The sequence below is a fragment of the Microbacterium sp. NPDC090225 genome, from assembly GCF_044772365.1.
In the GTDB taxonomy this organism is placed as follows: domain Bacteria; phylum Actinomycetota; class Actinomycetes; order Actinomycetales; family Microbacteriaceae; genus Microbacterium.
Genome location: NZ_JBIVYS010000001.1, coordinates 1815989 through 1841059 on the forward strand (window position 1 = coordinate 1815989; position 25071 = coordinate 1841059).

The 25071-nt window shown below is 68.5% G+C and carries 28 protein-coding genes and 1 pseudogene; 12 read left to right on the plus strand and 17 right to left on the minus strand.

Going from position 1 to position 25071, the window contains the following annotated elements; all coding sequences use genetic code 11:
* Nucleotides 1-98 precede the first annotated feature (98 nt).
* A pseudogene (locus tag ACIQTT_RS08590) lies at nucleotides 99-359 on the plus strand (PH domain-containing protein); the annotation flags it as partial.
* Here ACIQTT_RS08590 and ACIQTT_RS08595 read toward each other — a convergent pair.
* Nucleotides 259-474: a DUF2945 domain-containing protein gene (locus ACIQTT_RS08595; protein WP_402788549.1), complete on the minus strand. Its 216-nt coding sequence runs from the start codon at nucleotides 472-474 to the stop codon at nucleotides 259-261. The pseudogene ACIQTT_RS08590 and the gene ACIQTT_RS08595 sit on opposite strands and share 101 nt — an antisense overlap.
* 88 nt (nucleotides 475-562) lie before the next feature.
* On the opposite strand from ACIQTT_RS08595, the gene ACIQTT_RS08600 reads away from it, so the two are divergent.
* Both ACIQTT_RS08600 and ACIQTT_RS08605 read left to right on the plus strand, forming a co-directional pair.
* A complete protein-coding gene (locus ACIQTT_RS08600) occupies nucleotides 563-1447 on the plus strand; it encodes a phosphoribosylaminoimidazolesuccinocarboxamide synthase (protein ID WP_402791154.1) in 885 nt (294 codons plus the stop codon).
* 289 nt (nucleotides 1448-1736) lie between these two features.
* Nucleotides 1737-3092 carry a uracil-xanthine permease family protein gene (locus ACIQTT_RS08605; protein ID WP_402788551.1) on the plus strand — a complete coding sequence of 452 codons (1356 nt, stop codon included), beginning with the start codon at nucleotides 1737-1739 and terminating at the stop codon, nucleotides 3090-3092.
* Between the two features lie 161 nt (nucleotides 3093-3253).
* Here ACIQTT_RS08605 and ACIQTT_RS08610 read toward each other — a convergent pair whose 3' ends face one another.
* The gene (locus tag ACIQTT_RS08610) at nucleotides 3254-3931 is read right to left on the minus strand and encodes a TetR/AcrR family transcriptional regulator (protein ID WP_402788553.1); all 678 of its coding nucleotides are present in this window, start codon (nucleotides 3929-3931) and stop codon (nucleotides 3254-3256) included.
* 107 nt (nucleotides 3932-4038) lie between these two features.
* Between ACIQTT_RS08610 and ACIQTT_RS08615 the strand changes: the two genes are divergently transcribed.
* Both ACIQTT_RS08615 and ACIQTT_RS08620 read left to right on the plus strand, forming a co-directional pair.
* Complete coding sequence (locus ACIQTT_RS08615) at nucleotides 4039-4911, plus strand: DUF1266 domain-containing protein (RefSeq protein ID WP_402788555.1); 873 nt, start codon at nucleotides 4039-4041, stop codon at nucleotides 4909-4911.
* Nucleotides 4899-5924 (plus strand): hypothetical protein, encoded by a 1026-nt coding sequence (locus ACIQTT_RS08620; protein WP_402788557.1) that lies wholly within the window; start codon nucleotides 4899-4901, stop codon nucleotides 5922-5924. Before ACIQTT_RS08615 ends, ACIQTT_RS08620 begins: the two co-directional genes overlap by 13 nt.
* Nucleotides 5925-6160: 236 nt before the next feature.
* Here the strand turns inward: ACIQTT_RS08620 and ACIQTT_RS08625 are convergent, their stop codons facing one another.
* The 5 genes from ACIQTT_RS08625 to ACIQTT_RS08645 form a co-directional block, all read right to left on the minus strand.
* Nucleotides 6161-7153 carry a LacI family DNA-binding transcriptional regulator gene (locus ACIQTT_RS08625; protein WP_402788559.1) on the minus strand — a complete coding sequence of 331 codons (993 nt, stop codon included), beginning with the start codon at nucleotides 7151-7153 and terminating at the stop codon, nucleotides 6161-6163.
* Between the two features lie 58 nt (nucleotides 7154-7211).
* The gene (locus ACIQTT_RS08630) at nucleotides 7212-8642 is read right to left on the minus strand and encodes a GH1 family beta-glucosidase (RefSeq protein ID WP_402788561.1); all 1431 of its coding nucleotides are present in this window, start codon (nucleotides 8640-8642) and stop codon (nucleotides 7212-7214) included.
* Between the two features lie 4 nt (nucleotides 8643-8646).
* Nucleotides 8647-9537 (minus strand): carbohydrate ABC transporter permease, encoded by an 891-nt coding sequence (locus ACIQTT_RS08635; RefSeq protein ID WP_402788563.1) that lies wholly within the window; start codon nucleotides 9535-9537, stop codon nucleotides 8647-8649.
* The gene (locus ACIQTT_RS08640) at nucleotides 9534-10586 is read right to left on the minus strand and encodes a carbohydrate ABC transporter permease (RefSeq protein ID WP_402788565.1); all 1053 of its coding nucleotides are present in this window, start codon (nucleotides 10584-10586) and stop codon (nucleotides 9534-9536) included. Before ACIQTT_RS08640 ends, ACIQTT_RS08635 begins: the two co-directional genes overlap by 4 nt.
* Nucleotides 10587-10670: 84 nt before the next feature.
* The gene (locus ACIQTT_RS08645) at nucleotides 10671-11981 is read right to left on the minus strand and encodes an ABC transporter substrate-binding protein (protein WP_402788567.1); all 1311 of its coding nucleotides are present in this window, start codon (nucleotides 11979-11981) and stop codon (nucleotides 10671-10673) included.
* 243 nt (nucleotides 11982-12224) lie between these two features.
* Between ACIQTT_RS08645 and ACIQTT_RS08650 the strand changes: the two genes are divergently transcribed.
* The 3 genes from ACIQTT_RS08650 (at nucleotide 12225) to purQ (ending at nucleotide 13794) form a co-directional block, all read left to right on the plus strand.
* On the plus strand, nucleotides 12225-12755 hold the full coding sequence (locus tag ACIQTT_RS08650) for an adenine phosphoribosyltransferase (protein WP_402788568.1): 531 nt from the start codon (nucleotides 12225-12227) through the stop codon (nucleotides 12753-12755).
* An 86-nt stretch (nucleotides 12756-12841) separates the two neighbouring features.
* Nucleotides 12842-13090, plus strand: coding sequence for a phosphoribosylformylglycinamidine synthase subunit PurS (purS, locus tag ACIQTT_RS08655; RefSeq protein ID WP_247623653.1), 249 nt, complete (start codon nucleotides 12842-12844; stop codon nucleotides 13088-13090).
* Nucleotides 13087-13794, plus strand: coding sequence for a phosphoribosylformylglycinamidine synthase subunit PurQ (gene purQ, locus ACIQTT_RS08660; RefSeq protein ID WP_247623654.1), 708 nt, complete (start codon nucleotides 13087-13089; stop codon nucleotides 13792-13794). Before purS ends, purQ begins: the two co-directional genes overlap by 4 nt.
* A 63-nt stretch (nucleotides 13795-13857) precedes the next feature.
* Here purQ and ACIQTT_RS08665 read toward each other — a convergent pair whose 3' ends face one another.
* From ACIQTT_RS08665 to ACIQTT_RS08695, 7 genes are all read right to left on the minus strand, one after another.
* On the minus strand, nucleotides 13858-15126 hold the full coding sequence (locus ACIQTT_RS08665) for a hypothetical protein (protein ID WP_402788570.1): 1269 nt from the start codon (nucleotides 15124-15126) through the stop codon (nucleotides 13858-13860).
* A 152-nt stretch (nucleotides 15127-15278) separates the two neighbouring features.
* Entirely contained in the window at nucleotides 15279-15836 is a 558-nt protein-coding gene (locus ACIQTT_RS08670) for a hypothetical protein (RefSeq protein ID WP_402788571.1), read from the minus strand.
* 68 nt (nucleotides 15837-15904) lie between these two features.
* Entirely contained in the window at nucleotides 15905-16468 is a 564-nt protein-coding gene (locus tag ACIQTT_RS08675; RefSeq protein WP_402788572.1) for a hypothetical protein, read from the minus strand.
* A gap of 74 nt (nucleotides 16469-16542) precedes the next feature.
* Nucleotides 16543-17853, minus strand: coding sequence for an alpha/beta hydrolase (locus ACIQTT_RS08680; RefSeq protein ID WP_402788574.1), 1311 nt, complete (start codon nucleotides 17851-17853; stop codon nucleotides 16543-16545).
* On the minus strand, nucleotides 17850-18509 hold the full coding sequence (locus ACIQTT_RS08685; RefSeq protein ID WP_402788575.1) for a hypothetical protein: 660 nt from the start codon (nucleotides 18507-18509) through the stop codon (nucleotides 17850-17852). The genes ACIQTT_RS08680 and ACIQTT_RS08685 overlap by 4 nt, the downstream gene beginning before the upstream one ends.
* Nucleotides 18506-18859 carry a hypothetical protein gene (locus ACIQTT_RS08690; RefSeq protein ID WP_402788577.1) on the minus strand — a complete coding sequence of 118 codons (354 nt, stop codon included), beginning with the start codon at nucleotides 18857-18859 and terminating at the stop codon, nucleotides 18506-18508. Before ACIQTT_RS08690 ends, ACIQTT_RS08685 begins: the two co-directional genes overlap by 4 nt.
* A 114-nt stretch (nucleotides 18860-18973) precedes the next feature.
* Nucleotides 18974-19405 (minus strand): DUF1761 domain-containing protein, encoded by a 432-nt coding sequence (locus ACIQTT_RS08695; protein WP_402788579.1) that lies wholly within the window; start codon nucleotides 19403-19405, stop codon nucleotides 18974-18976.
* 86 nt (nucleotides 19406-19491) lie between these two features.
* Between ACIQTT_RS08695 and ACIQTT_RS08700 the strand changes: the two genes are divergently transcribed.
* A complete protein-coding gene (locus ACIQTT_RS08700) occupies nucleotides 19492-21153 on the plus strand; it encodes a glycoside hydrolase family 13 protein (RefSeq protein ID WP_402788581.1) in 1662 nt (553 codons plus the stop codon).
* 93 nt (nucleotides 21154-21246) lie between these two features.
* Nucleotides 21247-22245 (plus strand): LacI family DNA-binding transcriptional regulator, encoded by a 999-nt coding sequence (locus ACIQTT_RS08705; RefSeq protein WP_402788583.1) that lies wholly within the window; start codon nucleotides 21247-21249, stop codon nucleotides 22243-22245.
* Between the two features lie 227 nt (nucleotides 22246-22472).
* On the opposite strand, the gene ACIQTT_RS08710 is transcribed toward ACIQTT_RS08705, so the two are convergent.
* The 3 genes from ACIQTT_RS08710 to fdxA form a co-directional block, all read right to left on the minus strand.
* Nucleotides 22473-22901 (minus strand): hypothetical protein, encoded by a 429-nt coding sequence (locus ACIQTT_RS08710; RefSeq protein WP_402788585.1) that lies wholly within the window; start codon nucleotides 22899-22901, stop codon nucleotides 22473-22475.
* Nucleotides 22902-23148: 247 nt separating this feature from the next.
* A complete protein-coding gene (locus ACIQTT_RS08715) occupies nucleotides 23149-23664 on the minus strand; it encodes a flavin reductase family protein (RefSeq protein ID WP_402788588.1) in 516 nt (171 codons plus the stop codon).
* Entirely contained in the window at nucleotides 23661-23987 is a 327-nt protein-coding gene (gene fdxA / locus ACIQTT_RS08720; protein WP_402788590.1) for a ferredoxin, read from the minus strand. The genes ACIQTT_RS08715 and fdxA overlap by 4 nt, the downstream gene beginning before the upstream one ends.
* A 105-nt stretch (nucleotides 23988-24092) precedes the next feature.
* Between fdxA and soxR the strand changes: the two genes are divergently transcribed.
* Nucleotides 24093-24569 carry a redox-sensitive transcriptional activator SoxR gene (soxR, locus tag ACIQTT_RS08725; RefSeq protein ID WP_402788592.1) on the plus strand — a complete coding sequence of 159 codons (477 nt, stop codon included), beginning with the start codon at nucleotides 24093-24095 and terminating at the stop codon, nucleotides 24567-24569.
* 146 nt (nucleotides 24570-24715) lie between these two features.
* Nucleotides 24716-25069, plus strand: coding sequence for a carboxymuconolactone decarboxylase family protein (locus tag ACIQTT_RS08730; protein WP_247623661.1), 354 nt, complete (start codon nucleotides 24716-24718; stop codon nucleotides 25067-25069).
* The last annotated feature ends 2 nt before the right edge of the window (nucleotides 25070-25071 follow it).

Here is a 25071-nt window from a genome sequence, read left to right on the forward strand (position 1 = left end):
CGGCCGACGGATGGCCACGAACGGATGCCGCGCGCTCGTCAGACTTCTGCCGGGCCGAGCCCTGCGCGCTCGAGGAGCACACCGACCTGCACGCGATTGCGCAGGGGATCACCGGCAAGAAGGTCGAGATCTACTCTCTTCCGTACAGCTCGATCCTCATGTGGTCGTCCGAGAACGCCGGCACCCTCGACGGGAACTCCGAGCTCGAGCTCTGGACGAAGGCGGGACACATCAAGGTGAAGCTCACGAAGCGCGCCGTCAGCCCTTCAGTCGCCGCAGCGCCGACCCCTTGTGGGCGGCACGGTCGCCGCTCTTCTCCGATTCCACGATGTAGGCCGGGTCATCGGCCGTCGCCGTGAACTTCTGCCCCGCGAACTCGAAGTCCTTCGTGCGCTTCTCCTCGACGGTTCCCCGCGTGCGCCCCTGCGAGGTGTTCCAACTCACCCGGTCGCCCTTCGACAGCTCTTTCGACATCTCGTCCTCCACTCGGTCGGATCGAGGATGGGGGATGCCGCGGCATCCGCCACTCCCCTTGACACGGCATCCGCGCGCGACCGGGATAATGGGGCGGGTGAGCACTCCTGCAGACAGCACGTCCCAGAGCATCCCCGGCTGGCGTCACCTCTACTCGGGCAAGGTCCGCGACCTGTACGCCTCGGAGGACCCCGCCGACACGCGCATCCTGGTCGTCGCGAGCGACCGCGTGAGCGCGTTCGACTTCGTGCTCTCGCCAGGCATCCCGAAGAAGGGCGCCCTGCTGACGCGGCTGAGCCGCTGGTGGTTCGCGCAGCTCGACACCCCGAACCACCTCGCCGAGGGCGAGATCCCGAATGCCGTCGCCGACCGCGCCATGCTCGCGCAGTCGCTCGAGATGCTGCCCGTCGAGTGCGTCGTGCGCGGGTACATCACGGGTTCCGGCTGGGCGGAATACGAAGAGAGCGGCACGGTCTGCGGCGTCCCGCTGCCCGCGGGACTCAAGAACGGCGACCGTCTGCCCGAGCCGCTGTTCACCCCCGCGTACAAGGCGCCGATGGGTGAGCACGACGAGAACATCACCTTCGCGCAGACCGTCGAGCTGGTCGGCGAGGCGCGCGCCGCCGAGCTGCGCGACGTCTCGCTCGACCTCTACACGCGCGCGGCAGCCATCGCCGAGGAGAAGGGCCTGATCCTCGCCGACACGAAGTTCGAGTTCGGCACGGATGCCGATGGCACCCTGCGCCTGGCCGACGAGGTGCTCACGAGCGATTCGTCGCGGTATTGGGATGCCGAGGCCTGGCGCACCGGCGTCACCCCGGGCCAGCGCATGGCGAGCTTCGACAAGCAGATCGTGCGTGACTGGTTGGCGTCGCACTGGGACAAGCAGGGCGAGCCGCCCGCGCTTCCCGAGCACATCGTCTCGCGCACGGCCGACCGGTACCGCGAACTGATCGACCGCCTCGGAGCGTAGCCAGCACGGGGCGGGACCCTTCGACAAGCTCAGGGACCCAGTGACTCGGGGACCCGGTGACTCGGGGCGGGGCCCTTCGACAAGCTCAGGGACCCAGTGACTCCGGGACCCGGTGACTCGGGGCGGGGCCCTTCGACAAGCTCAGGGACCCAGTGACGCGGGGACCCAGTGGCTGGGTCGCTGAGCCTGTCGAAGCGTCCCCCACGAGAAACCCGGGCACCCAGGGAACACTCAGGAATCGGTAGTGTTGCTCCAGCACTCCCCCACCCCGAATCCCTGAGGAGCCCGCATGCCCCTGTGGAAGATCCACGGCAACGGCCGCACCGTCGAAGCCGGCGCCGTCGTCGCCCCCGAAGAGCGTCTGAACTGGCCCGCCACGATCGCGATCGGTGCGCAGCACGTCGTCGCGATGTTCGGCGCCACGTTCCTCGTGCCCACGCTGACGGGCTTCCCCGTCTCGACCACGCTGCTGTTCAGCGGTGTGGGCACCCTGCTCTTCCTGCTGATCACCAAGAACCGCCTCCCCAGCTACCTCGGCTCGTCGTTCGCGTTCATCGCGCCGATCACCGCCGCGGTCGCCGCGGGCGGCACGGGTTCGGCGCTCGCGGGAGTCGTGGCCGTCGGCATCCTGCTCGCCGTCGTCGGTCTCGTGGTGCAGTTCGCCGGCCTGCGCTGGGTCGACGCCCTCATGCCTCCGGTCGTCGCCGGCGCGATCGTGGCCCTCATCGGCTTCAACCTCGCGCCGACCGCGTGGAACAACTTCAACCTCGACCCGGTCACCGCCACGATCACCCTCGTCGCGATCATCGTGTTCGCGGTGCTGTTCCGCGGATTCCTCGGCCGCATCTCGATCTTCCTCGGCGTGGCCGTCGGCTTCATCTGGGCGGCGTTCAACGGCTCGTTCGACGTGCCGAACGCGCTGCGCGGCGGCAAGACCCCGAACGAGCTGATCGCCGAGGCATCCTGGGTCGGCCTGCCCGACTTCCAGTTCCCCGACTTCGTCGCCCCCGGCACCTGGTCGACGATCGCGATGTTCCTGCCGGTCGTGCTCGTGCTCGTCGCCGAGAACATCGGACACGTGCGCGGCGTCGCCACCATGACCGAGGACCCGACGGTCAACAAGCAGACCGGTCGCGCGCTCATCGCCGACGGTGTCGCGACGACCATCGCCGGTGGTTTCGGAGGCTCGGGAACCACGACGTACGGCGAGAACATCGGCGTCATGGCCGCCACCCGCGTCTACTCGACCGCCGTCTACTGGGTCGCGGGTCTGTTCGCGATCCTGCTCGCCTTCTCGCCCAAGGTCGGCGAGGTGTTCAACTCGATCCCCGCCGGCGTGCTGGGTGGCGCGACCACCGCGCTCTACGGCCTCATCGGCATCATCGGCATCAAGATCTGGGTCGACAGCCGCGTCGACTTCTCGCGCCCGGTGAACCAGTACACGGCCGCGGTGTCGCTCGTGATCGGCATCGCCGGGTTCTCGATGAACCTGGGCGACTTCGCCTTCGGCGGCATCGTGCTCGGCACCGTCGCGGCCCTGCTGATCTACCACGTGGGCAACCTCATCGCCCGCGCACGCAAGACCGGCGCCGACGACCCCAAGCCGCTCGAGCCCGTCGGTCCGCTGGGCGGCGACCCCGCCTGACCCCGGCCCGCACGACAGGAGGTCCCGGATGCTTCGGCGCGAAGCATCCGGGACCTTTGCGTTGCTGCGGGGCGGGCCCTTCGACAAGCTCAGGGACCCAGTACGCAAACTGGGTCGCTGGGTCGCTGAGCCTGTCGAAGCGCCCCGCCCGAGAGACCGAGTCAGTCGTCGGAACCGGCGCCCTCGCAGACGCCGCCGCGGGCGCGTGGGCGCGGTTCACCCTCGCGCGGGGCGACGGCGAGCGGCAGGGGCACGGTCGGCTCCGGAAGGTCGTAGAGCCGACGCACCCAGCGGCGTGCGTCTTCGAGCGGATACGTGTCGCGGTACACCGAGTACTTGACGAACACGCCCTCGAGCACGCTCCGGAACATGACCTCTTCGAGGCCGGGGTCTGCTGCCCCGCGCGCGCGGAACAGGTTGCGCACCGCGTCTTCGGCCATCGTGACCTGCTCGCTGAAACGATCCTCGGACTCGGCGAAGAGGCGGTGCGTCGCCGGCTGCTGCTGGATCGCGAGCACGACGCGCTGCAGCGGCACGGCGTAGGCCGTCGCCTGGAACACGCTGTCGATGATCGAGGCGAGCACCTCGTCGGGGCTGCCCTCGACGCTCGGCAGCTCGAGGATCGTGAGGAACCAGCGGTCGATGACCGCGGCGATCAGTTGATCCTTGCCGCCGAAGTGGTAGCTGACGAGGCCTTGCGCGACGCCCGCGCGCTTGGTGATCTCGGCGATGCTGGCACCCGAGACACCCCGCTCCTCGAACACCTCGATCGCAGCCTGCAGGATGACCTCTTTGGCGCGTTCGCGCGCAAGTCGATTCTGGTCTTCCGATCGCGCCATGTGACGTTCACTTCCCCGTTGCCCCCAAATGTGCACTTACGTGCGTCCCCGTACTATAGATTACTCGCTGAATGTACGTTCAGTTTAATTATCTCTGGGGAGCCTCCATGCGCCATTTCGCGCCCGTCGATTTCAACGACCTCGGATCCATCGTCGGATGGCTGATCGGCCAGTGGTGGGTATGGGCGATCGTGGGCGCAGTGGCCCTCATCTTCCTGATCCTCTGGATCATCCCTGCGGCCAAGGTGAAGCCCTCCGAGAAGTTCTCGACCACGGATGCCGAGGCGAACGAGATCGCGCTCGGCTTCCTGCAGATCCGCAACCTGCCCTCGGGCCCGTGGAACGACCCGACCGCGAGCGACCTCGGGCCGTCGGAGAAGTCGGTGCTCGTCGAGCAGTGGGGCGTGCACACCCGTGAGGAGTGGCTGTCGAACATCGAGCGTCTCACCACGGTGCGCCGTCGCCGCGAGGTCTGGGAGCTGTACCTCGCGGTGCGCGTCGCCCTCGCCGAGCGCCTCGGCCGCGCCCCGAAGGCGAAGGAGTGGCTGGCGGCCATCGTCGAGGAGGGTGGCGACAAGCGCGACGCCAAGGCCTTCGTCACGGCGATCGAGTACATCGAGTCCGAGGTGCGCAAGCGCGTCGGCAAGGACATCGTGACGCCGGGCGTTTTCGTGCAGACCCTCGACGGGTACGCGATCGGCCAGGCCGTCGCGATGGCGACCTGGGGCGTCGCCCTCGGACACGGTGACGTGCCCGAGGCCCGCTCGATCATCCATGCGATCAACGTCGAGGCGCGTCCCGCGTTCTCGTCGTGGGCCGACTTCGGCCTCAGCTACATCGCCGGCCGCGTCATGCACTGGTCCGACGGACGGGTCGACGAGAAGTCGTTCGAGAAGTTCGGCGACGGGTGGGCGGACTTCAAGGCCGCAGCGACCGAGACACGCAATGGGCCGTGGGCGACCCTGCCGTGGACGCTGTAGCCGTCGACCTCGCTCCGCTGCAGCGCAGCGCCGGCATCCGCGACATCGTCGCCTACGAGCGGATCACGAAGACGCCGCTGCACCGTCGCTTCGTGTTCCTGCTCGTGGTCGTGCTGCTGTTCGCGGCGGCGATGCTCGTGGGCCTGTGGTTCCTCGGACGCACCGACATCCTCGCCGTCGCGCCGATCCTCGCGGTGTTCGTGATCGGCTACACGCTGCTCGCGGCCGTCGGATTCGTGTGGTTCGCGGTGGCCCTCAGCCGTCGCGTGAAGATCGCGGCGTTCGCCTGGCAGAACGGCTGGGCCTACGCGGATCGCCTCGAACACACCCGTCGCCCCGGCGCTCCCTTCAGCCGCGTGCTGCGCGGTCAGGAACGTGCGGTGATCGCGGGAGACGATCCGCGGATGCCGTTCGAACTCGGCATCCACCACTCCCTCTCGCGCGGTCAGGAGGGCGCGACGATGCAGCGCCCGTTCGCGTTCATCGAGCTGCCGCTGCCGTCGTCGGTGCCGCACATCGTGCTCGCGAACCGGCGACGCAGCATCGTCCCGACGCTGGGTCTCGGCCGCGGCGCCGCCCGGATGGAGCTCGAGGGCGAGTTCGCGAAGGTGTTCCGGCTGATCGTGCCGGAGGGGTATCAGACCGACGCTCTGTACATCTTCACGCCCGACGTGATGACGCGCGTGCTCGACCTCGCACGCGGCGCCGAGATCGAACTCGTCTCCGACCGGTTGTACGTGTATCTGCCGGGGAGCACGCGGTTCGATCGCCCCGCGACGATGGCCGCGGCGCTCGTTCTCGCCGAGGAGTTCCACCGCCGCTTCGCCGCACGCACCGAGCTGTACCGCGACGACGCGGCGGGCGAGCTCGCGTCCCGCGCGGGCGTCTCGGTGGGGCTTCGGGGACAGCGCCTCGGCGGCCACGGCATCTCAGTGCTGGCCGTGGCGAGCACCGCCGGCATCCTGTTGCTCTCGGCGGGCGTCACCGCCCTCGCGCTCTTCGGCGGGCTCTAGACCCTCGGGTGGGTTCCTGTACCTGAGGGGGCGACAGGGACCCACCCGAGTCATTCCCCTGTGGTGGGTGCTTCGACAGGCTCAGCAACCCAGCGGAGCGGCTCAGCAACCCAGTACCGAGACTGGGCCCCTGAGCCTGTCGAAGGGTCCGCAAACACTGGGTCCCTGAGCCTGTCGAAGGGCCCGCAAACACTGGGCCCCTGAGCCTGTCGAAGGGTCCGCCCCGAGAAACTCCGTCAGGCCGAACCCCGCACCACGAGCTCCGTCGGCAGGATCGTCGTGCGGGGCGGGTCTCCCCCGGCGAGCCGCGACAGCAGCACCTGCGCCATGGCCTCGCCCTGGGCGTACATCGGCTGACGCATGGTCGTGAGCTGCGGGTCGCAGCTGAGCGCGACCGAGGAGTCGTCGAAGCCGACGAGGGCGATGTCGTCGGGAACGCGGATGCCGGAGGCGCGCAGCGCCGTCAGAGCACCCCGGGCCATCAGGTCGCTCGCGACGAAGATCGCGTCGGGGCGCCCCGCCGCGAGGATGCGACGGGCGGCCTCGGCGCCGCTCGCCTCGCTGTAGTCACCCTCCTCCTCGGCGAACGGTGAGAGCCCGGCATCCGCCAGTGCCTCGCGGAAACCCTGCACCCGGTCGATCGACGAGAGCATCGTGAGCGGACCGGAGATCGTCGCGATGCGGGTGCGGCCGATGTCGACGAGGTGCCGCACCGCTTCGCGGGCGCCGGCCACGTTGTCGACATCGACGACGTAGTCGGTCTCGCGCGTGCGCACGGGGCGCCCGCCGTAGACGACCGGAACGGCATCCGCGATCCGGTCGATGAACGCGTCGCTCGTGTGGTGCGAGACGAGCAGAGCGCCGTCGACGCCGCCGTTGCGCACGAAACCCGTCATTTTGTCGCCGGGGTCGTCGCTCGCGATGAGCAGGTTCAGCAGGTAGTCGGAGGTGCGCAGCGTGCCCGTGATACCGGCGACGATCGCGGCGAAGAACGGGTCGCCGAAGAACCGCGTGGTGTCTTCGGGAACGATCAGGGCGATGGCGTGCGTCTGCCTCGATGCGAGCGATCGCGCCGCGCGGTTCGGCACGTAGTTCAACCGCTCGATCGCGTCGTGCACCGCGGCGAGCGCCTCGGGGCTGACCGCGGTCGATCCGTTGACGACGCGCGAGACCGTCGACCGTGACACTCCGGCGGCAGCGGCCACCTCTTCGATCGTCGCTCGCGACACAGCTCTCCTCCGATCCGGCGGGGCGATCGGATGCTCCGACCGCCCTCGCCGCCCGGTCTCAGAGAGAGCGAGCGGCGATGATGCGAGCGTACTCCCGCGCGGAGTCCTTGAGCGTGCGCTCCTGGGTGTCGTAGTCGACGCGCACGATGCCGAAGCGCTTGTCGTAGCCCCACGCCCACTCGTAGTTGTCGAACAGCGACCAGTAGAAGTACCCGCGCACGTCGACCCCGGCATCCGCCGCGTCGAGCACGGCGGCGAGGTGCAGGCGCAGGAACTCTGCGCGGTCGTCGTCGTGCACGCGCGTCTCGCCGTCTTCGACGACCGCGACGTCGTCGTAGGCGGCACCGTTCTCGGTCATGTACAGCACGGCGCCGGCGGGCTGCGCATATTCGGTCCACACGCGCTGCAGCAGGCGGGTGAGTCCCTCGGGCTGCACCTCCCAGTTCTGCGCAGTACGGGGCAGGCCGCGCTCGACGTTGTGGATGTTCTCGAACGACGGGTAGGGGCTACGCACCTTGCGCTCGGTGTCGGGCACGCTCTCGACGGCGGCATTCTCGGGCACCGCGCCCGAGACGAGGTCGCCGTGGTAGTAGTTCACGCCCTGGGTGTCGATGTGCTGCGCGATCGTGGCGAGGTCGCCGTCGTGGATCGCCGCTTCGAAGGTCGCGACGGCCGCGGCATCCACCGCCCGGATGTCCTCGACGATGTCGGCCGGGTACTCGCCCCGGTAGATGGGGTCGAGGAACCAGCGGTTGAACTGCCCGTCGATGCGGCGCGCGGCGTCGACGTCGGCGGGGTTGGTCGGGTCGGCGGGGTCGGCGACCGTGTGGTTGAGCGTGATGCCGAGGTTGAGCGAGGCATCGCGCCCGCGCAGCTCGCGCACCGTCTCGCCGTGGGCGAGCAGCAGGTGGTGGGCCGAGAGCAGACCCTCGGCGACGCTCGTGTGACCGGGGGCGTGCTCACCGCCCGTGTACGACAGGAACGACGAGCACCACGGCTCGTTGAGGGTGGTCCACACGTTCACCCGGTCGCCGAGCGCGTCGTGCATGGTGCCCGCGTACTCGAGGAAGCGGTCGACCGTGTCACGGTTCGTCCAGCCGCCCTTCTCCTGCAGCGCCTGCGGCATGTCCCAGTGGTACAGCGTGAGCCACGGCAGGATGTCGGCGGCGAGGAGTTCGTCGACCAGGCGCTCGTAGAAGTCGACGCCCTGCGCGTTCACGGCTCCGCCGTCAGGGCGCACCCGCGACCACGAGGTCGAGAAGCGGTAGGTCTGGAGCCCGAGGTCCTTCATCAGCGCCACGTCGTCGCGGTACCGGTGGTAGTGGTCGCAGGCGACATCGCCGTTGTCCCCGTTGATCACCGCTCCGGGGACGCGCGAGAACGCGTCCCAGATCGACGCGGTGCGCCCGTCTTCGAAAGCCGCCCCCTCGATCTGGTAGGCCGCGGTGGCGGCGCCGAAGAGGAAGTTCTGGGGAAACGCACGGGTCATGGAGTCATCCTTTCACCGCGCCCGCCATGATGCCACTGACCAGCTGCTTGCCCGCGACCACGAAGAGCACGAGCAGCGGAAGGGTCGCGAGCACCGCACCGGCGAGCACGATCGAGTAGTCGATGTAGTAACCGGACTGCAGTTGGCTCAGCGCGGTCTGGAGGGTGGGGTTCGAGGGCGAGAGCACGATGAGCGGCCACAGGTAGTCGGTCCACGCGGTCATGAACGTGAAGAGTCCGAGGATGGCCATCGCGGGGCGGGCAGCAGGGATCCCGACCGTCAGGAACGTGCGGAACTGGTTGGCACCGTCGACGCGTGCGGCTTCGATCAATTCGTCGGGGATGACGTCGACGAGGTACTGCCGCATGAAGAAGACGCCGAACGCGGTGACGAGCGTCGGCACGATCACGGCCCCGATCGAGCCCGTCCACCCGAGCTCGCGCATGAGCATGAAGAGCGGGATGATGCCCAGCTGCGTGGGGATCGCCATGGTCGCGATCACGAACACCATCAGGCCGTCGCGTCCCTTGAAACGCAGCTTCGCGAACGCGTAGCCCGCGAGGGTCGAGAACGTCACGACCGAGATCGTGATGATGCCCGAGATGAGGAACGAGTTGCCCAGCGCCAGCCAGAACGGGATCGCGTCGAACACCTTGGCGGCGTTGGCGAGGAAGTTGCCGCCCGGGATGAGCGGCAGGGTCTCGCCGCGCGTGGCGTTCGTGCCGCTCGCGACGACGACCGACCACCACAGCGGATACACGCTGCCGATGATGAACGCGGCCAGCAGCCCGTAGGTGAGGAAGCCGGGCCGACTGCCGATGCCCGCGTTGCCGAGTGTGGCCCCGCGGCGACGGCGGATCTTCTCGGGCACGCTCAGTGCCATGGTCGCGGTCATCGGGCGTCCTCCTCGAGGGTGGCGGCGGTCGCGCGGGCACGGCGGCGCGCGGCGCGGTTCTTCGGGGCGTCGCCGGTGGAGATGCGGCGCGAGATCAGGAAGTTGATCACGCCGATGCCGACGATCAGCAGGAACAGCAGGATGGCCACGGCGGATGCTTCGCCCAGATCGCGCCGGAAGAACGCGAGCTCCCAGAGGAACAGCACCGTCGTCTGGAACTGCCGATCGCTGCCGCCGATGCCGCCGGCGGTCGAGACGTCGAACAGCCGCGGCTCGGCGAAGATCTGCAGTCCGCCGATGGTCGCCGTGATGATGACGAAGATCAGCGTCGGGCGGATCGTCGGGATCGTGATCGAGAAGAAGCGGCGGGCGGCGCCCGCGCCGTCGAGAGCCGCCGACTCGTAGAGGTCGCGCGGCACGGCCTGCATCGCGGCCAGCAGGATGAGCGCGTTGTACCCGGTCCAGCGGAAGTTCACCATCACCGCGATCGCGATGTGCGACAGCGCGGTGTCGTGCTTCCACTGCTGGTCGGCGATGCCGATGAGGTTGAGCAGATTGTTCGCGAGGCCGTCGGCCTCGTTGAAGATGCTCGAGAAGATGATCGCGACCGCCACCGGGGTGACCACGAAGGGGATGAGCACGCTCATGCGCCAGAACGTCGGGGCGCGCAGCCCGCGGTCGAGCAGGTAGGCGATCGTCAGGGCGACCGCGAGCTGCGGGATCGCCGACAGCAGGAAGATGCTGAGGGTGTTGAAGATCGAGTTCCAGAACATCCCGTCGCCGAGGATCTCGACGAAGTTGCCGAAGCCGACGAACCCGCCCTCGCCCTTGAGCAGGTCCCACTCGTGCACGGCGACGTACACCGTGTACAGCAGCGGGAACAGACCCACCAGACCGAACAGCAGGAAGAACGGCGAGATGTAGAAGTACGGCGAGGCGTTCTGGTCGAAGCGGGAGACGCGATGGCGCCAGGAGCGTTTCGGCGGAGCATCCGATTCAGGGGCGGATGCCGCGGCCCGCTGCTGCGCGGGCGGTGCGGTGAGAGTCATGGGGTTCCTTCGGAGCCGTCGATGGGCCGACAGCGGATGGGTCCCTGACCCTGTCGAAGGGCCCACCCGCTGTCGAAGGTCCGGTCAGCCGACCAGGTCGTTCAGGAGGGAGATCGCCTGGTCCCAGGCACCCTTCGTGTCGGTCTCGCCGCGGTCGAGCGCGCTGAGCGCCGGGCCGAAGACGTTCTCCTGGATCACCGAGTCATCGGCGCCCTTGAACTGCGCGACCACGCCCTTCGCTCGCTCCGCGAGGATCGCGCCGGTGGGGGCGTCGTTGAAGAACGCGTTCGGGGTGGCGTCGGCGGCGAGGGTCTCCTGCGCCTTCACCGTCGAGGGGAAGTTGCCGGCAGCGGCCGACTGCTTCACCTGCTGCTCGGGCTGCGTCAGCCAGTCGGCGAGCTCGGCCGCGGCCTCCTTGTGCTGCGAGGACTCGGTGATCGACAGGAACGCGCCGCCCCAGTTCGCCGCTCCACCGGGGAAGACGTCCGCGAAGTCCCAGCCGGTCGAAGCGTCGCCGCCACCGGCCTCGACCTGACCCTGCACGACACCGAGCATCCAGCCCGGGCACACGAAGGTCGCGAAGGTGCCGTCGACGAACGACTTGCCGCCGTTCCAGTCCCACGCGGTCTGCGCGGCGGACTGGCCGCCCTCGGTCGCCGCTCCGAGCAGCTCGAAGCGCTCCTGCAGCTCGGCGTTGCCCTCAACGTTCAGCTCGCCGTCGGCGGTGTAGTACCCCTCGTCGAGCTGGTTGACCATGGCGTTCCAGACGAAGCCGGAGTGGTCGTACCAGGCCTTGCCGGTCTTGGCCGTGTAGTCGGCGCCGACCTGGAAGTAGTTCTCCCAGTCGCCGTTCAACAGCTCCGCCACCGACTCGCGGTCGCTCGGGAGCCCGGCGGCCTCGAACGCGGCACCGTTGTAGCAGATGCCCGAGGGGCCGATGTCGGTGCCGTAGCCGATCACACGGCCCTCGGCATCCGTCGCCTGGCCGTACTTCCAGTCGACCCAGTCGTCCTTGCGGTCCTCGATGCCGTAGTCGCGCAGGTCGACGAAGGTGTCGGAGACGTCCATGACGGCGCCGAGCCAGCCCTCCTCGATCGCGACGACGTCGCTGAGGCCGGAGCCCGCTGCGATCTTGGTGAAGGCGTCGGTGCGGGCGTTGCCACCGGTGTCGATGTTGGTGGCCTCGATCGTGATGTTCGGGTGCGCGTCCTCGTACTCCTCGTACAGGTCGTCGTAGCCGAAGGTGCCGAACGTGGTGACGGTGAGGGTGATCTCCTCGTCGGCGTTCGAGCCACCCTCGCCTCCTCCGCCGGTGGAACAGCCGGCGAGGGCGAGGGCCGAGACGGATGCCACGGCTGCGGTCGTGAGGACCCGGTGGCGGGCGCGTGCGTTCACAGTTCACTCCTTTGTGAGGTGGTGCGGTGGGTGGTGCGTCGGGATGGTGCCGAGCCGTGGGCTCCGCGATGGGAGCGCTCCCACGACGTTCCGGCCACGATATGGGAGCGCTCCCACGGTTGTCAAGACCTCGGTTGCTGTCCCTAACTCAGGACAAACCGAACCCGCCCGCCGGTTGCATCGTTGCAACGGAGGCGGCAGACCGCTTTTTCCTGAGTTAGGTACGGGGAGTACCCTTGCTCAGTGCCCGAAGCCGAACTCTCCCCCGCCCTCGTCCGCGCCCAGTCGCTGATCCGCAACGTGCCGGACTACCCGCAGCCGGGCATCATCTTCCGCGACATCACGCCGCTGCTCGCCGACGCCGAGGCCCTTCGCGTCACGACCGAGGCCATCATCGAGCCCTTCGCCGGCCAGTTCGACGTGATCGCCGGCATCGAGGCCCGCGGGTTCATCCTCGCGAGCGCCGCCGCCATCGCCGCAGGCACCGGACTCATCCCGATCCGCAAGGCGGGCAAGCTGCCCCGCCCCGCGGCATCCGTCGACTACGCCCTCGAATACGGCACCGCGACGATCGAGATGCACGACGACCTGCCGACGGGATCGCGCGTGCTGCTCATCGACGACGTGCTCGCCACGGGCGGCACCCTCGCAGCCGGCCGCCAGCTCGTCGAGCAGCTCGGCAGCCACGTCGTGGGCATCTCGGTGCTCTTCGAGATCGACGGTCTCGGCGGTCGCGACCTCATCGGCGACCTGCACACCGTCTTCCACGCCTGAGCAGCGCCCCGCTCGGCGGCGAATCCGGGCCGAAGCGTGGCGGTAGACTGGACGCGCCTTCCTGCCCGCGACTTCTGGAGCCGTTCATGCCCACCATCGTCGTCGACGTCATGCCCAAGTCCGAACTGCTCGACCCGCAGGGGAAGGCCGTCTCCGGAGCGTTCGCACGCCTCGGTGTCGAGGGCTTCTCCGACGTCCGCATCGGCAAGCGCTTCGAGCTCACCGTCGAGGGCGAGGTCACCGACGAGCTCCTCGCCGAGGCGACCCGCATCGCCGACGAGGTGCTGTCGAACTCCGTGATCGAAGACGTCGTGGGCATCGAGGTCGTCGAATGACCGTACGCATCGGGGTCGTCACCTTCCCCGGCTCACTCGACGACCGCGACGCGCAGCGCGCCGTGCGCATCGCCGGCGCCGAGCCCGTCGCCCTCTGGCACGGCTCGCACGACCTCGAGGGTGTCGACGCCCTCGTGCTGCCCGGCGGGTTCAGCTACGGCGACTACCTGCGCGCCGGCTCCATCGCCGCGCTCTCGCCGATCATGGCCGAGGTGAAGGATGCCGCCGCCAAGGGCCTGCCCGTGCTCGGCATCTGCAACGGCTTCCAGATGCTCGTCGAGTCGCACCTGCTGCCGGGCGGCCTCATCCGCAACAGCCACCAGCACTTCATCCGCCGCGATCAGAAGCTGACGGTCGAGAACTCCGACACCGCGTGGACCAACGAGTTCCGTCGCGGTCAGGAGATCGTCATCCCGCTCAAGAACGCCGACGGCGGCTACATCGCCGACGAGCAGACCCTCGACCGCATCGAGGGCGAGGGTCTCGTGGCCTTCCGCTACGCGGGCGTCAACCCCAACGGCTCGCTGCGCGACATCGCCGGCATCACCAACGAGGCGGGCAACGTCGTGGGGCTCATGCCGCACCCCGAGCACGCGACCGAGGCCGGCTTCGGCCCCGACACCTCGGTGGCCATGCGCTCCGGCATCGACGGGATCGGCTTCTTCGCGAGCGCGATCGCCGCGGTAGCCCGCGTCGCCGCGTAACTTCTTCGAAGAAGGGGGACGGATGCTTCGGCATCCGTCCCCCTTCTTCGTTTCTGCCGCCGCTCAGTCGGCGGGGAGAGCGAAGGGGTTGTCGCCGGCCTCGGCCAGCAGGTACCAGGCGGTCGCGCCGGTGTGCAGGCTCGCGTAGTAGAGGTCGCCGAACCCGGAGTCGAGGCCGTCGGTCGAGGTCGCGACGATGCCCTTGCCGTCGCCGTTCGCGGCATCGCGCTGACCGAGACGGATGCTGTCGAGCAACGTCTCGGCGTAGGCGGCGTCGCCCGCAGCCCCCCGCAGCTTCAGGGCGAGAGCCAGATGCCCGGCGCCCTCGAACCACACCTTCGACGTGTCGACGTTGCTGATGCCCGGGCCGATGTAGGGGCCGTCGGTGCCGATGAGGTTCGCGAGCGTCCAGTCGAGGGCCGCGTCGTAGCGGGGGTCGCCGGTGGCGAGCGAGGTCCAGGTCTGCGCGTCGAGCGGGACGGGGTGAGTGTTGACCGTGCTGCCGTCGAGCAGCGTGCCGGTGTCGACGTGGCCGTCGGGGCTCTGCATCGCGGTGACGAACGTAGCGGCGACGGCGGCGCGGTCGGCCCAGACGCTGTCACCAGTGAGCTGCGCGAGCTGCCCGAAGAAACCGGCGATGTCGGCGTTGTGCTCGGTCGACTTCCAGAGGAGCGGGTCTCCGGCATCCGTCTGCCCGCCGGTGTAGCCGAAGGGGGCGCGCACCATGTCGGCGGTGTTCGTCTGGATCCAGTTCGCGATGCGCAGCGCACCGTCGAGGTAGCGCTGGTCGCCGGTGGCGTGGAAGAGGCGGGTGAGGGCGAGGCCGGCCCAGGCCTGGTTTCCGGTGAACGTGCCGGGTCCGGTGATCTCCATGCGGCCCTGACGGATGGCGTGGGGCTCGTAGTGCGTGCGTACGCGTCCGTCGCCGATCGGATCGTTCTCCTGCACGAAGAGCAGCGTCTCGCCGATGCTCTTCGCGCGGCGGATGTCGTCGGGAAGACCGCGGGCGGTGTACGCGATGATGACCAGCGCGTCGTCGTAGACGAACGACGGCGTGAAGTCCCAGGTCGGCGTCGTGAAGAACCCGCCCTCGTAGCTGCGCGGCAGGCACATGCCCTCGCCGTCGCAGAACTGATCGGTGCGCGCGTCGAGGAACTCGTAGGCGAGGGCGATCGACACGGAGGGCTCCGGAGCGGTCGGGTCGGCGGTCTCGTCGGCGGGGACGGGATCTCCGGTGGCAGCGGATGCCGCGCCGGCGAGCACGGCGGTGGCGACGAGCGCGACGACCACCGTCCAGCCGACAGCACGACGGGGCGAACGGGAACGAGACATTGGGGGACCTCTCGTCAAACTCCGTGCGCGGTGGGGGAACGCACACGGGCGACCCGAAGGTCACGCGATGATCATCGCAGTTCCGTCGCCGAGAGGGAAGGGGATTTCTTACAGTTTCTGCTCGTGTATGAATAAAGGCTTCATTGGTGCGGTCACTCGCTGTCTTTCCAGAAGCGGCGCTTGCCGTCCTCGGTGTGACCGAAACTCGGCGGCGCGGTCGGATGCTCAGACGCCGGCAGCTTCTCGCGCTCACCGTCTCCAGGCCGCCTCATCGTCGAGATCGTATGCGCGTCACCCGGCTCGCAGGTACTGGTCGCCGAGATGGTCACCGAGTCGAAGACCTCGCCCGGGCTGATGTCCACGACGAGGAGGTCGACATGCTTCTCCGGATACTCCGCCTCGACGACGACATCCGCGATCTCACCCGAGTACCCCCGGGTCTTGATATCCGTCCACCCGTTCTCGTTCAACCACGCAGAGACCTCCTCCGCCAACTCCATCGGCGCTCCGCCGAGCCGCCACCCCTCCGGCGTGCGCCGCGTCAGATCGAACTCGTACCCCGACGCATCACCAGGGCACTCCCACGGCGAATCCCCATACGCGCTGGTCTGCCAATCCGCATCCAAGATCTCCAGCTGCACCCCCGCAACCGCTTCCTTGTACCCGAAGTTCACCGCACGCGCCTGCTCGAACAACTCTTCGTCCGTCATGGGGGCCCCACATCCACTCATCGCGAGCAGAGCGACGAGAGCAAGGCCAGACCTTGCTGCGCGCGATCTCACTGGGCAGCACCGGGGAATCTCCGTTTTCCGTCCTCGGTGAAGCCGAAGCTCATCTCGGCTTGCGGATGTTCGAGTTCCGGGAACTGCTCCACAGGAGAACCCTCGAGATCACCATCCGCGTACACGAGCTCGAACACGTCGTGCGCATCACCGCGCTGGCACGTCGACGTCGCAGAGACCGTCACCGAGTCGAAGAGCTCTCCGGGGCTGATGTCCACGATCAGAAGATCGACGTGTTTCTCCGGGTACTCCGCCTCGACGACGACATCGGCGATCTCGCCCGAGTACCCCCGGGTCTTGATGCCCGTCCACCCCTTCTCGTCCAACCACGCCGCGATCTCCTCCGCCAACTCCAAAGGGGCACCATCGAGCCGCCACCCCTCCGGCGTGACACGGCTCATCTCGAACTCGTACCCGCTGCCAGCACACGTCGACGGCGCATCACCGTAGTCCCAGATCCGCCATTCACTGTCGAGAATTCTCAACTGCACGTCCACAACCGGAGCCCTAAAGGTGAAGCTCACCTCACGGGCCTGGTCGAACAACTCTTCCTCCGTCATCGGGGCCCCACATCCACTCGTCATCAACAAAGAACCGATCATGATCGCCGCGATCGATCGGCGTCTCGACCCACTCATCCCCGCACTCCGTCCGCAAGGACGATCGCGTCGGCGAGCTCGACGACCGTCCGCTTGAACGACTCCGAGCGCGGGTCGAGGTATCCGATCGCCTCATCGTCGAGAAGAGGAAGGAGCATCGGTCCCGGAACGATCGGTGAGGGCGGCACGACGACGACGCCGTCGATCCGGTAGTACCACTCCGTGCTCGCCTGAGAGTTGTGGCCCTCGACGCGCATACCCCACTCGCCCTCGCCGCTCCCGTAGCCATCGACCCCCCCGCCGTCGGAGCTGAACTCCTCAGCTCCGGCTACCGTGCGCGGGTCGACGTCGTGCGTGGAGAGCTCCACGCGCCCCACCGGCGCGATGATGTCGTCATCGGCGTGTGTGACGAACAGGTTCAGTTCGTTGCGCCGGATGAGATTCTCCAGATCGCGCGCAGTACTCTCGGTGACGCCGGCCGAACCGTAGAGCCAGGCGTTCTGTACGAGCCCCGGGTTGCTCACGATCATCTCGGTTCCCATCGTCGTGCCGAGGGAGTGCAAGCCGAGGTCGAGCTGGACACCGGGGTTCGTCACCGCGAACCCGTCCAGGAGCTGCGCGAGCCGCTCGGCGCCCTCCTTCGGTCTCTCCAGTTCCCAGACGTTGCCCGGGGTTCCTGAGTCCCACTCCATGAAGTGGACCACGGCGGTATCCGCGGACGATCCGCGCTTCTCCAGTTCGATCGCCGCGCGACGGTTCAGCGCTACTGCACTGTCGGCCCAGTCGTCGATCTGCCCGACATCAGTCGCAATCCCGTGCGTAAGTGTGGTCACTTGATCTGCCGTGTCCACATCTCCGAAACCAAGACTCACTCGGGGACTTGCGTCATTCGTCTCCAGGAAGAGCGAGAGCAGGTCCGTTGGCGGGTACTCACCTCGATCTCCGCGTCGCAGCAGGTCCTGCACACTCTCCAACTTCGCCCGCTGATCTTCCGTCAGCTCCCCGTCGAGCAACCGCCCCAGCTCCGCCCGGTTGAACTGATCCTTCGCGCCCACCGGGATGCCGTTGAGGTTGCCGATGAGCGCGGGCGCCGAGCCGAGCAGTACCGCGAGCGGTCCCGACGTCCACGCACCGTCGTCGCCGCGTACCGACCCGTTCACGAGCCGATCCCAGAGGTCGCCCGCGCGCTCGACGTCGACGAACCCGACGGTCCCGGCGAAGTCCGGGTGCGCCCCGAGCCACTCCTTCGCATCGTCGGGGTCGCCGTTGCCGAGCGCGATGATCCGGGCCGCCACGGCATCCGACATGTCTCCACGCAGCCGGTCGGCCAATGTCTCGTCGCTCACGGGGCCGCCCGGGTACGGGGCGGCCGTGTCACCCCACGAGCTCTGCGTGCTGGTGACCGGCACCCCCACGCTCCGCGCGGATCATCTCCCCCGCTGATTCCCTTGAGATCCGAGGCCAGGAAGTCCTCGGCCGCTTCGACGTCAATGCGGAAGACGCGAACGTCGGCTTCGAGAGCGATGACGGCATCTTGCGCGTCGCGCCAGGCATCCGTCGCGTCGGTGTGCGCCTCGCCCGCCCGCCGCGTCGAGTCGGATGCCGGATCGGTCTCGTACGACCGCCAATACGCGGCATCCGCCGACTCGAGCCCCGACTGCGCCGTCTCGTGCTCTTGATTCACGGTGAGGATGCGGGCTTCGAGCTCGTCGCGTCGCTTCTGCAGCGCAGGGATCGTGGTCACGGTGAACTCGTCGAGCACCCTGCGGGCCGACTTCATCGCCTCGACGAAGTCGGCAGCGGTCTCGGCGGGTCCGTCGAGCATCGTCTCGGCGATGCCGGCATCCTCGACGACGAACACCTCGGGCAGGCGTTTCCACTGATCGTTCGCCTGGTTCGCCGCATCGGCGAGCGTGCTCGCGGCGGTGAACACCTGGGTGCCCAGCATCTCGAGCGCAACCGGATCGAGCAGCAGCAGCAACTCGCCGCGCACCGCGCTCACCGCATCACGTCCACACCGAAGCTCGCATCGACGAGGTCCTGCGCCATCTGCTCATCACCGGTGACGATCACCACCGTGGCGTCGCCCACCGCCTTCGCCGACGCACTGATCGAATACATGACGGCGCCGGGCACGACGCGGCGGTCCTCCATGAAGGTGCGCCACGCGTTCGCGACCGCCGTGCGCCCGTCGACGGTCAGCGCCGGCGGCCCTTCGGCCGCCGCGCTGTCGATCTCTCGATGCGCGGATTCGAAGTCCGCACCGAGATCGTCCAGCGCCGCCATCATCCCGAGGACCCCGTCCGGATCCACTCGATAGTCGACTCCGGCATCCGCCTGAATCCTGCTCACCCCGACCCCCTGTCGCCGCGCACCGCAGACCGGTGCCGGGCCAGCGTAGCGACGAGGAGAGACCCCTGACCGATATACCCAAATCTGTGGATAACCGGCCGGTGCGCGAGCCGCCTACACGGTCATCGCGGGCGGCCACACCCCGATGATCGCCGCCATCACGAGCACCGTCACGAGCTCGTGCGCGATGTTCATGGTCGTCAACTGCGTCGAACGCCCCTCGAAGGCGTCGTGCGTGATGAAACGGGCCGCCGTGAAGCCGGCCCAGAGGGTGACCGCGGTGATGACGGCGCCCCAGAACCAGGATCCGCCGTAGAAGTGCCAGGAGATGACGGAGGCTCCGGCGAGCACCCAGGCCGTGATGAAGCTCACGATGACCGTCGTGATGATCGGCCAGACGGCGGTGGCCGCCGGGCGATCCATGTCGACGTTCGCGAGCTTCGACCAGCGCGTGCCGAACACCTTCGGCGAGTACCAGATCGAGCCGACGATCATGCTCGACAGCGTGGCCAGCAGAACGGCCCAGTAGTTGATCTCGGGAATCATGCGACACCTCCTCGTGATGGTGCCGTCAGCGTACTCCCGCGCCGGCGGTGCGCGAGTGATGCAAGCGCTTGCATTAGGCTCGGGGGATGCCTGAAATCGAACAGTTCGCCGCGCCCGGATCCGAGTGGTGGCGCAGCGCCGTCATCTACCAGATCTACCCCCGCTCCTTCGCCGACGCCTCGGGCGACGGCATCGGCGACCTCCCCGGCATCACCGGCCGCCTGGACTCGCTGAAGGACCTCGGCGTCGACGCGATCTGGCTGAGCCCCTTCATGACCAGCCCGCAGCGCGATGCCGGCTACGACGTCGCCGACTACCGCGACGTCGACCCGCTCTTCGGCACCCTGGCCGACTTCGACGCCATGCTCGAGGCAGCCCATGCCCGCGGCATCCGCGTGATCGTCGACCTCGTGCCCAACCACTCCTCCGACCAGCACGTGTGGTTCCAGGAGGCGCTGAAGGCGGCCCCCGGCAGCCGAGAGCGCGCCCGCTACATCTTCCGCGACGGAAAGGGCGAGAACGGCGAACTGCCCCCGAACAACTGGGAGTCGGTATTCGGCGGCGGCATGTGGCAGCGCGTGACCGAAGCCGACGGCACCCCCGGCCAGTGGTACCTGCACATCTTCGACGCCACCCAGCCCGACTTCGACTGGACCAACGAAGAGGTGCGCGAGGAGTTCCGCTCGATCCTGCGCTTCTGGCTCGACCGCGGCGTCGACGGCTTCCGCGTCGACGTGGCCCACGGCATGATCAAGGCCGACGGCCTGCCCGACTACACCCCGCCGACGGATGCCGACTCGATGGGTGGCGGCGAGGCGAACGTGCCGTACTGGGGCCAGGACGGCGTGCACGACATCTACCGCGACTGGCACCGGCTGCTCGCCGAGTACGACGGCGACCGCGCCCTCTGCGGCGAGGCCTGGCTGCCGACGCTGAAGAAGACCTCGCTGTGGGTGCGCCCCGACGAGATGCACCAGACCTTCAACTTCCCGTACCTGATGACGGCGTGGGACGCGAAGGCACTCGGCGACGTCATCCGCGAATCGCTCGACGACTTCGGCGCGGTCGGCGCCCCCAGCACCTGGGTGCTCTCGAACCACGACGTGGTGCGCCACGCCACCCGCCTCGCGCTCACCGTCGACAACCCGCAGGGCGAGGGCATCGGCCCGAACACCCCGAACAAGCCCGACGCCGTGATCGGCCTCGCCCGCGCCCGCGCGGCGACGACCCTCATGCTCGCGCTGCCCGGCTCGTCGTACCTCTACCAGGGCGAGGAACTCGGCCTGCCGGAGGCCATGGAGATCCCCGACGAGTACCGTCAGGACCCGACCTGGTTCCGCACGAAGCACGAGCGCTACGGACGCGACGGATGCCGCGTGCCGCTGCCCTGGGAAGCGGATGCCCCGGCGTTCGGTTTCAACGACACCGGACTCTCGTGGCTGCCACAGCCCGACGAATGGGCGACCTACGCGCGCGACGTCGAGCTGGCCGACCCGAACTCCACCCTCTCGCTCTACACCGAACTGCTGTCGCTGCGCCGTTCGCACGGTTTCGGCTCGGGCTCGCTGGTGTGGGAGGACCTCGGTGCGGATGCCGTCGCCTTCCGCCGCGGTGACGTGCACGTGGTCGCGAACCTCGGCACCGCACCGATCGCGCTGCCCGACGACGCGACGTTCCTCGTGAAGAGCCAGCCGTTCGCGGGGGCCGAGCTCCCCGTCGACACGACCGTCTGGTTCACGCGGGGCTGACCCCTCGGCGATCGGGCCGGGGTCGCGCTCGCGTGCGGCCCCGGCATCCGATCTTCTCTTCTTCGATTCGAACGATCCTCGAAAGGCGGCGAGATGGCGAGCATCGACGACGTGGCACGGCTGGCCGGCGTCTCGACGGCGACCGTCTCGCGTGCCCTGAGCGGGCGCGGCAAGGTCTCGGACGAAACGCGCGCGCGGGTTCTGGGCGCAGCCGACAGCCTCGGCTACGTGGTGTCGTCGCGTGCGTCGAGCCTCGCTTCCGGGCGCACGCGCACGGTCGGCGTGATCGTCCCTTACCTCGACCGCTGGTTCTTCAGCACCGTACTGTCGGGGGTGTCGTCGGCGCTCATGCGCGCCGGCTTCGACATCACCCTCTACAACATCACCCCCGACCGCGAGACGCGGCGGCACGTGTTCGACACCTTCCTGCGGCGCCAGGGGGTGGATGCCGTGATCGCCGTGTCGATCCGGCTCGACGACGACGAGACGCGCCGACTGCTCGAGCTGGGGATGCCGATCATCGCGATCGGTGGACCGCATCCGACCCTCGAGACCCTCACGGTCGACGAGCTCGGCATCGCCCGCCTCGCCACCGAGCACCTGATCGGGCTGGGCCACCGCGACATCGCGTACATCGGCGCGACCGCCGAGTTCGACGAGGAGTTCCACGTGCCGACCAACCGTCGCCGCGGGTTCGAAGAGGCGCTGGCCGATGCGGGCATTCCGGTCGCCCCGTCGCTCGTGGTGGCCGCCGACTTCACGATCGCGGGCGGTCTGCGCGCGGCGCATCAGCTGCTGGGCGGGGGCGGTCCACGGCCGACCGCGGTGTTCGCGGCATCCGACGAGATGGCGATCGGGGCGATCCTCGCGGCGCGGGAGCGCGGCATCCGCGTTCCGGAGGACCTCTCGGTGGTCGGCATCGACGGGCACGAGCTCGGCGAGATCTTCGGGCTCACCACGGTCGATCAGTTCCCGCTGCAGCAGGGTGAGCGGGCGGCCGCCGCGGTGCTCGCGCAGCTGGGTGAGGGCGAGGTCCCGCCCGCCGATCTGCCGTTCGTGCTCACCGATCGGGGTTCGACCGCCGCGGTGTGAGCGGGTCGGGGTTCACAACTCCGGAGAGAACGGGCGTTCCGGGGTGGTTTTCGGCCAGAACCGGGGTTCGGGGGCCGGTTCTGAGGAGTTGTGCGCGCGAGGGGCCGGCCACAACTCAGAACAACCGGGGTCGATCGGCCCGGAATCGGGCCCGAACGGCCGGGAAACGGGCGTCCGTCCTGAATTAGTGCACGAGCCTCCGGGGCGCCGGTGAAGTCACATACTGCTCAGAACGACTCCACTCGAACGCCCGTGAGGTCGAAGCGCCGCAGGACCGCGAGCGCAGCATGCGAGACGATGAGCCCGGACTCGCCTTCGACGTGTGCGAAGTCGTCTGCTTCCACACGACCGTGCACCTCGACGCAGAAGAGCTCGGGCACTTGCGATCCGCTGAGCCCACCGAGTTCTCGCTGCTGACGATCGAACGACATCGTGAAGCCACGCTGTTCCAGCCCACTGAGCCCCTCCGTCTGAATGGCGTGGAAGAGCGCGGGTCTCAGGAAGTGCACGCCCGATAGACGCGAGATGTCCGACGTCGGCATTTCAAGGAGAACAACGTCGATGACCGAAATGCGGGGGCGACCGTTGATGCGATGCTCCGGGTCCTGATCGACCTCGGCTCGGTCACCCAACGCCGTATCGACCGGCGCCTTCACGATGAATCGTCGCGTCATGGCCCCCAACGTAGGCGATTCGGGCGGCGAACCGCGTTCACGACTCCGGAGAGAACGGGCGTTCCGGGGCCGTTCGGAGCCGAAACCGCGGTTCGGGGGCCGGTTCTGAGGAGTTGTGCGCCGCGGGCGGCGTACCTCACTCAGGAAGAACGGGCGCGATGGTCCTATTCAGCGGCGGAAAGTGCCGTTCGAAGGGCGATGTTCCTGAGTTGGGTACGCGCGGGGCCGGTCAGGGCTGGTGCGGAAGGCTGTGGAACTTGCGGTCGACGTACACGAGGGGGCGGCCCTGCGGGCCCGCGAACACCTCGAGCACCTCGGCGATCACCACGCTCGACGTGCCGACGGGCACGGTCTGGATCGCGCGGCAGCGTAGGGCGAAGCGGGCGGCGGGCAGATACGGCTCGCCCGTCGGCAGGGTGCTCCACTGCTGCTCGGGCGTGAAGCGCTCCGACCCGCTCACCGCGAAGCTCTGCGCCAGCTCGGAGTGGTCGTGGTCGATCAGGTGCACGACGAAGGTGGAGGCCGAGAGGAGTCCGCCCGCGCTTCCGGTCGCCCGGGTGACCGAGAAGACGATCGCGGCGGGGTCGACGGCGACGGATGCCACGCTCGACGCCGTGAGCCCGACGGGGCCCTCGGGGGTCGCCGCCGTGATGATCGCGACGCCGGCGGGGTGGGTGCGGAACGCCGCCTTGAGCCCTTCGCCGACGGCGCTGGGGACGGGGATACCGGATTCTGCGGTGCTCACTCGGCACCCTCCTGCGGGGGAAGTGCGGCGATGAGCGGGTGGTCGTGCGCGATCATGCCGATCTTGGCCGCGCCCCCGGGGGATCCGACCTCGTCGAAGAACTCGACGTTGGCCTTGTAGTAGTCGGTCCACTCGTCGGGCAGGTCGTCCTCGTAGAAGATGGCCTCGACGGGGCACACCGGCTCGCACGCACCGCAGTCGACGCACTCGTCGGGGTGGATGTAGAGCGATCGTTCACCCTCGTAGATGCAGTCGACGGGACACTCGTCGATGCACGCGCGGTCTTTGACATCGACGCACGGCAGGGCGATCACATAGGTCATCGGGGCTTCCTTCGGGTCAGCGTTCCACGCTAAAACCTCAAGTACACTTTAGGTCAAATCCGCCAGCCTCGGCTCGGCGGGCGGCGAGCGGGGACGGAGGCAGGGATGACCGCGCAGACCGACACCTCCCACACCGCCGACGAGCCGCTCTCGATCGGCGAGATGACGCGGCGCACGGGGGTCGCGGCATCCGCTCTGCATTTCTACGAGTCGATCGGCCTCATCGCCTCGTTCCGCACGCCGGGCAACCAGCGCCGCTACCCCCGCCACATGATCCGACGGGTGTCGTTGATCGCGGTGGCGAAGCGCCTCGGCATCCCGCTCGCCGACGTGCAGTCCGCGTTCGCCGATGTACCGCTCACCGAGACCCCGAGCCACGACGACTGGCAGCGCGCCTCGCGCCGCTGGAAGCGCGCGCTCGAGAAGCGTCGCGAGGGCATCGAGCGCCTCGAACGCGAGCTGACCGGATGCATCGGCTGCGGATGCCTGTCGATGAAGGCGTGCGGTCTGCTGAACCCCGACGACGCGCTCGGCAGTCTCGGGGCGGGCCCCCGCCGGCTCAGCGACGAGGACGAGGTCTGACCGCTCGCTCCGGATGACCTCGTGTTGCACTCCGAGGTGCGGGGCGGATGCCGCAGGTCTTAGCGTCGCGGTAGACCCTCCTTCCTCCGTGGCGCCGTCGCGCCCGGCGGCGGGAGCACCCGACGCACACCAGCAGAGAGCAGAGCATGAGCGCGTACTTCGACAGCGAAGCCGACAAGACCTACACGAAGGTCTACAAGGAGCACACCCCCGACATCCTCGCGGCGTTCGCGGCGTTCGACAGCGCGGTGTTCGCTCCCGACGAGTCGCGGGCGATCCCGCTGAAGTACCGCGAGCTGATCGCGCTGGCCGTGGGCATCACCACGCAGTGCGTGTACTGCATCGACGCGCACTCGCAGAAGGCCGTCGCGGCCGGTGCCGACGAGGCCGAACTGGCCGAGGCCGCCTGGGTCGCGACCGCGATTCGCGCCGGTGGTGGCTTCGCGCACGGACGCCTCGCGTTCAAGCTCGCCGAGCCCGCGCACCAGCACCAGCACTGAGA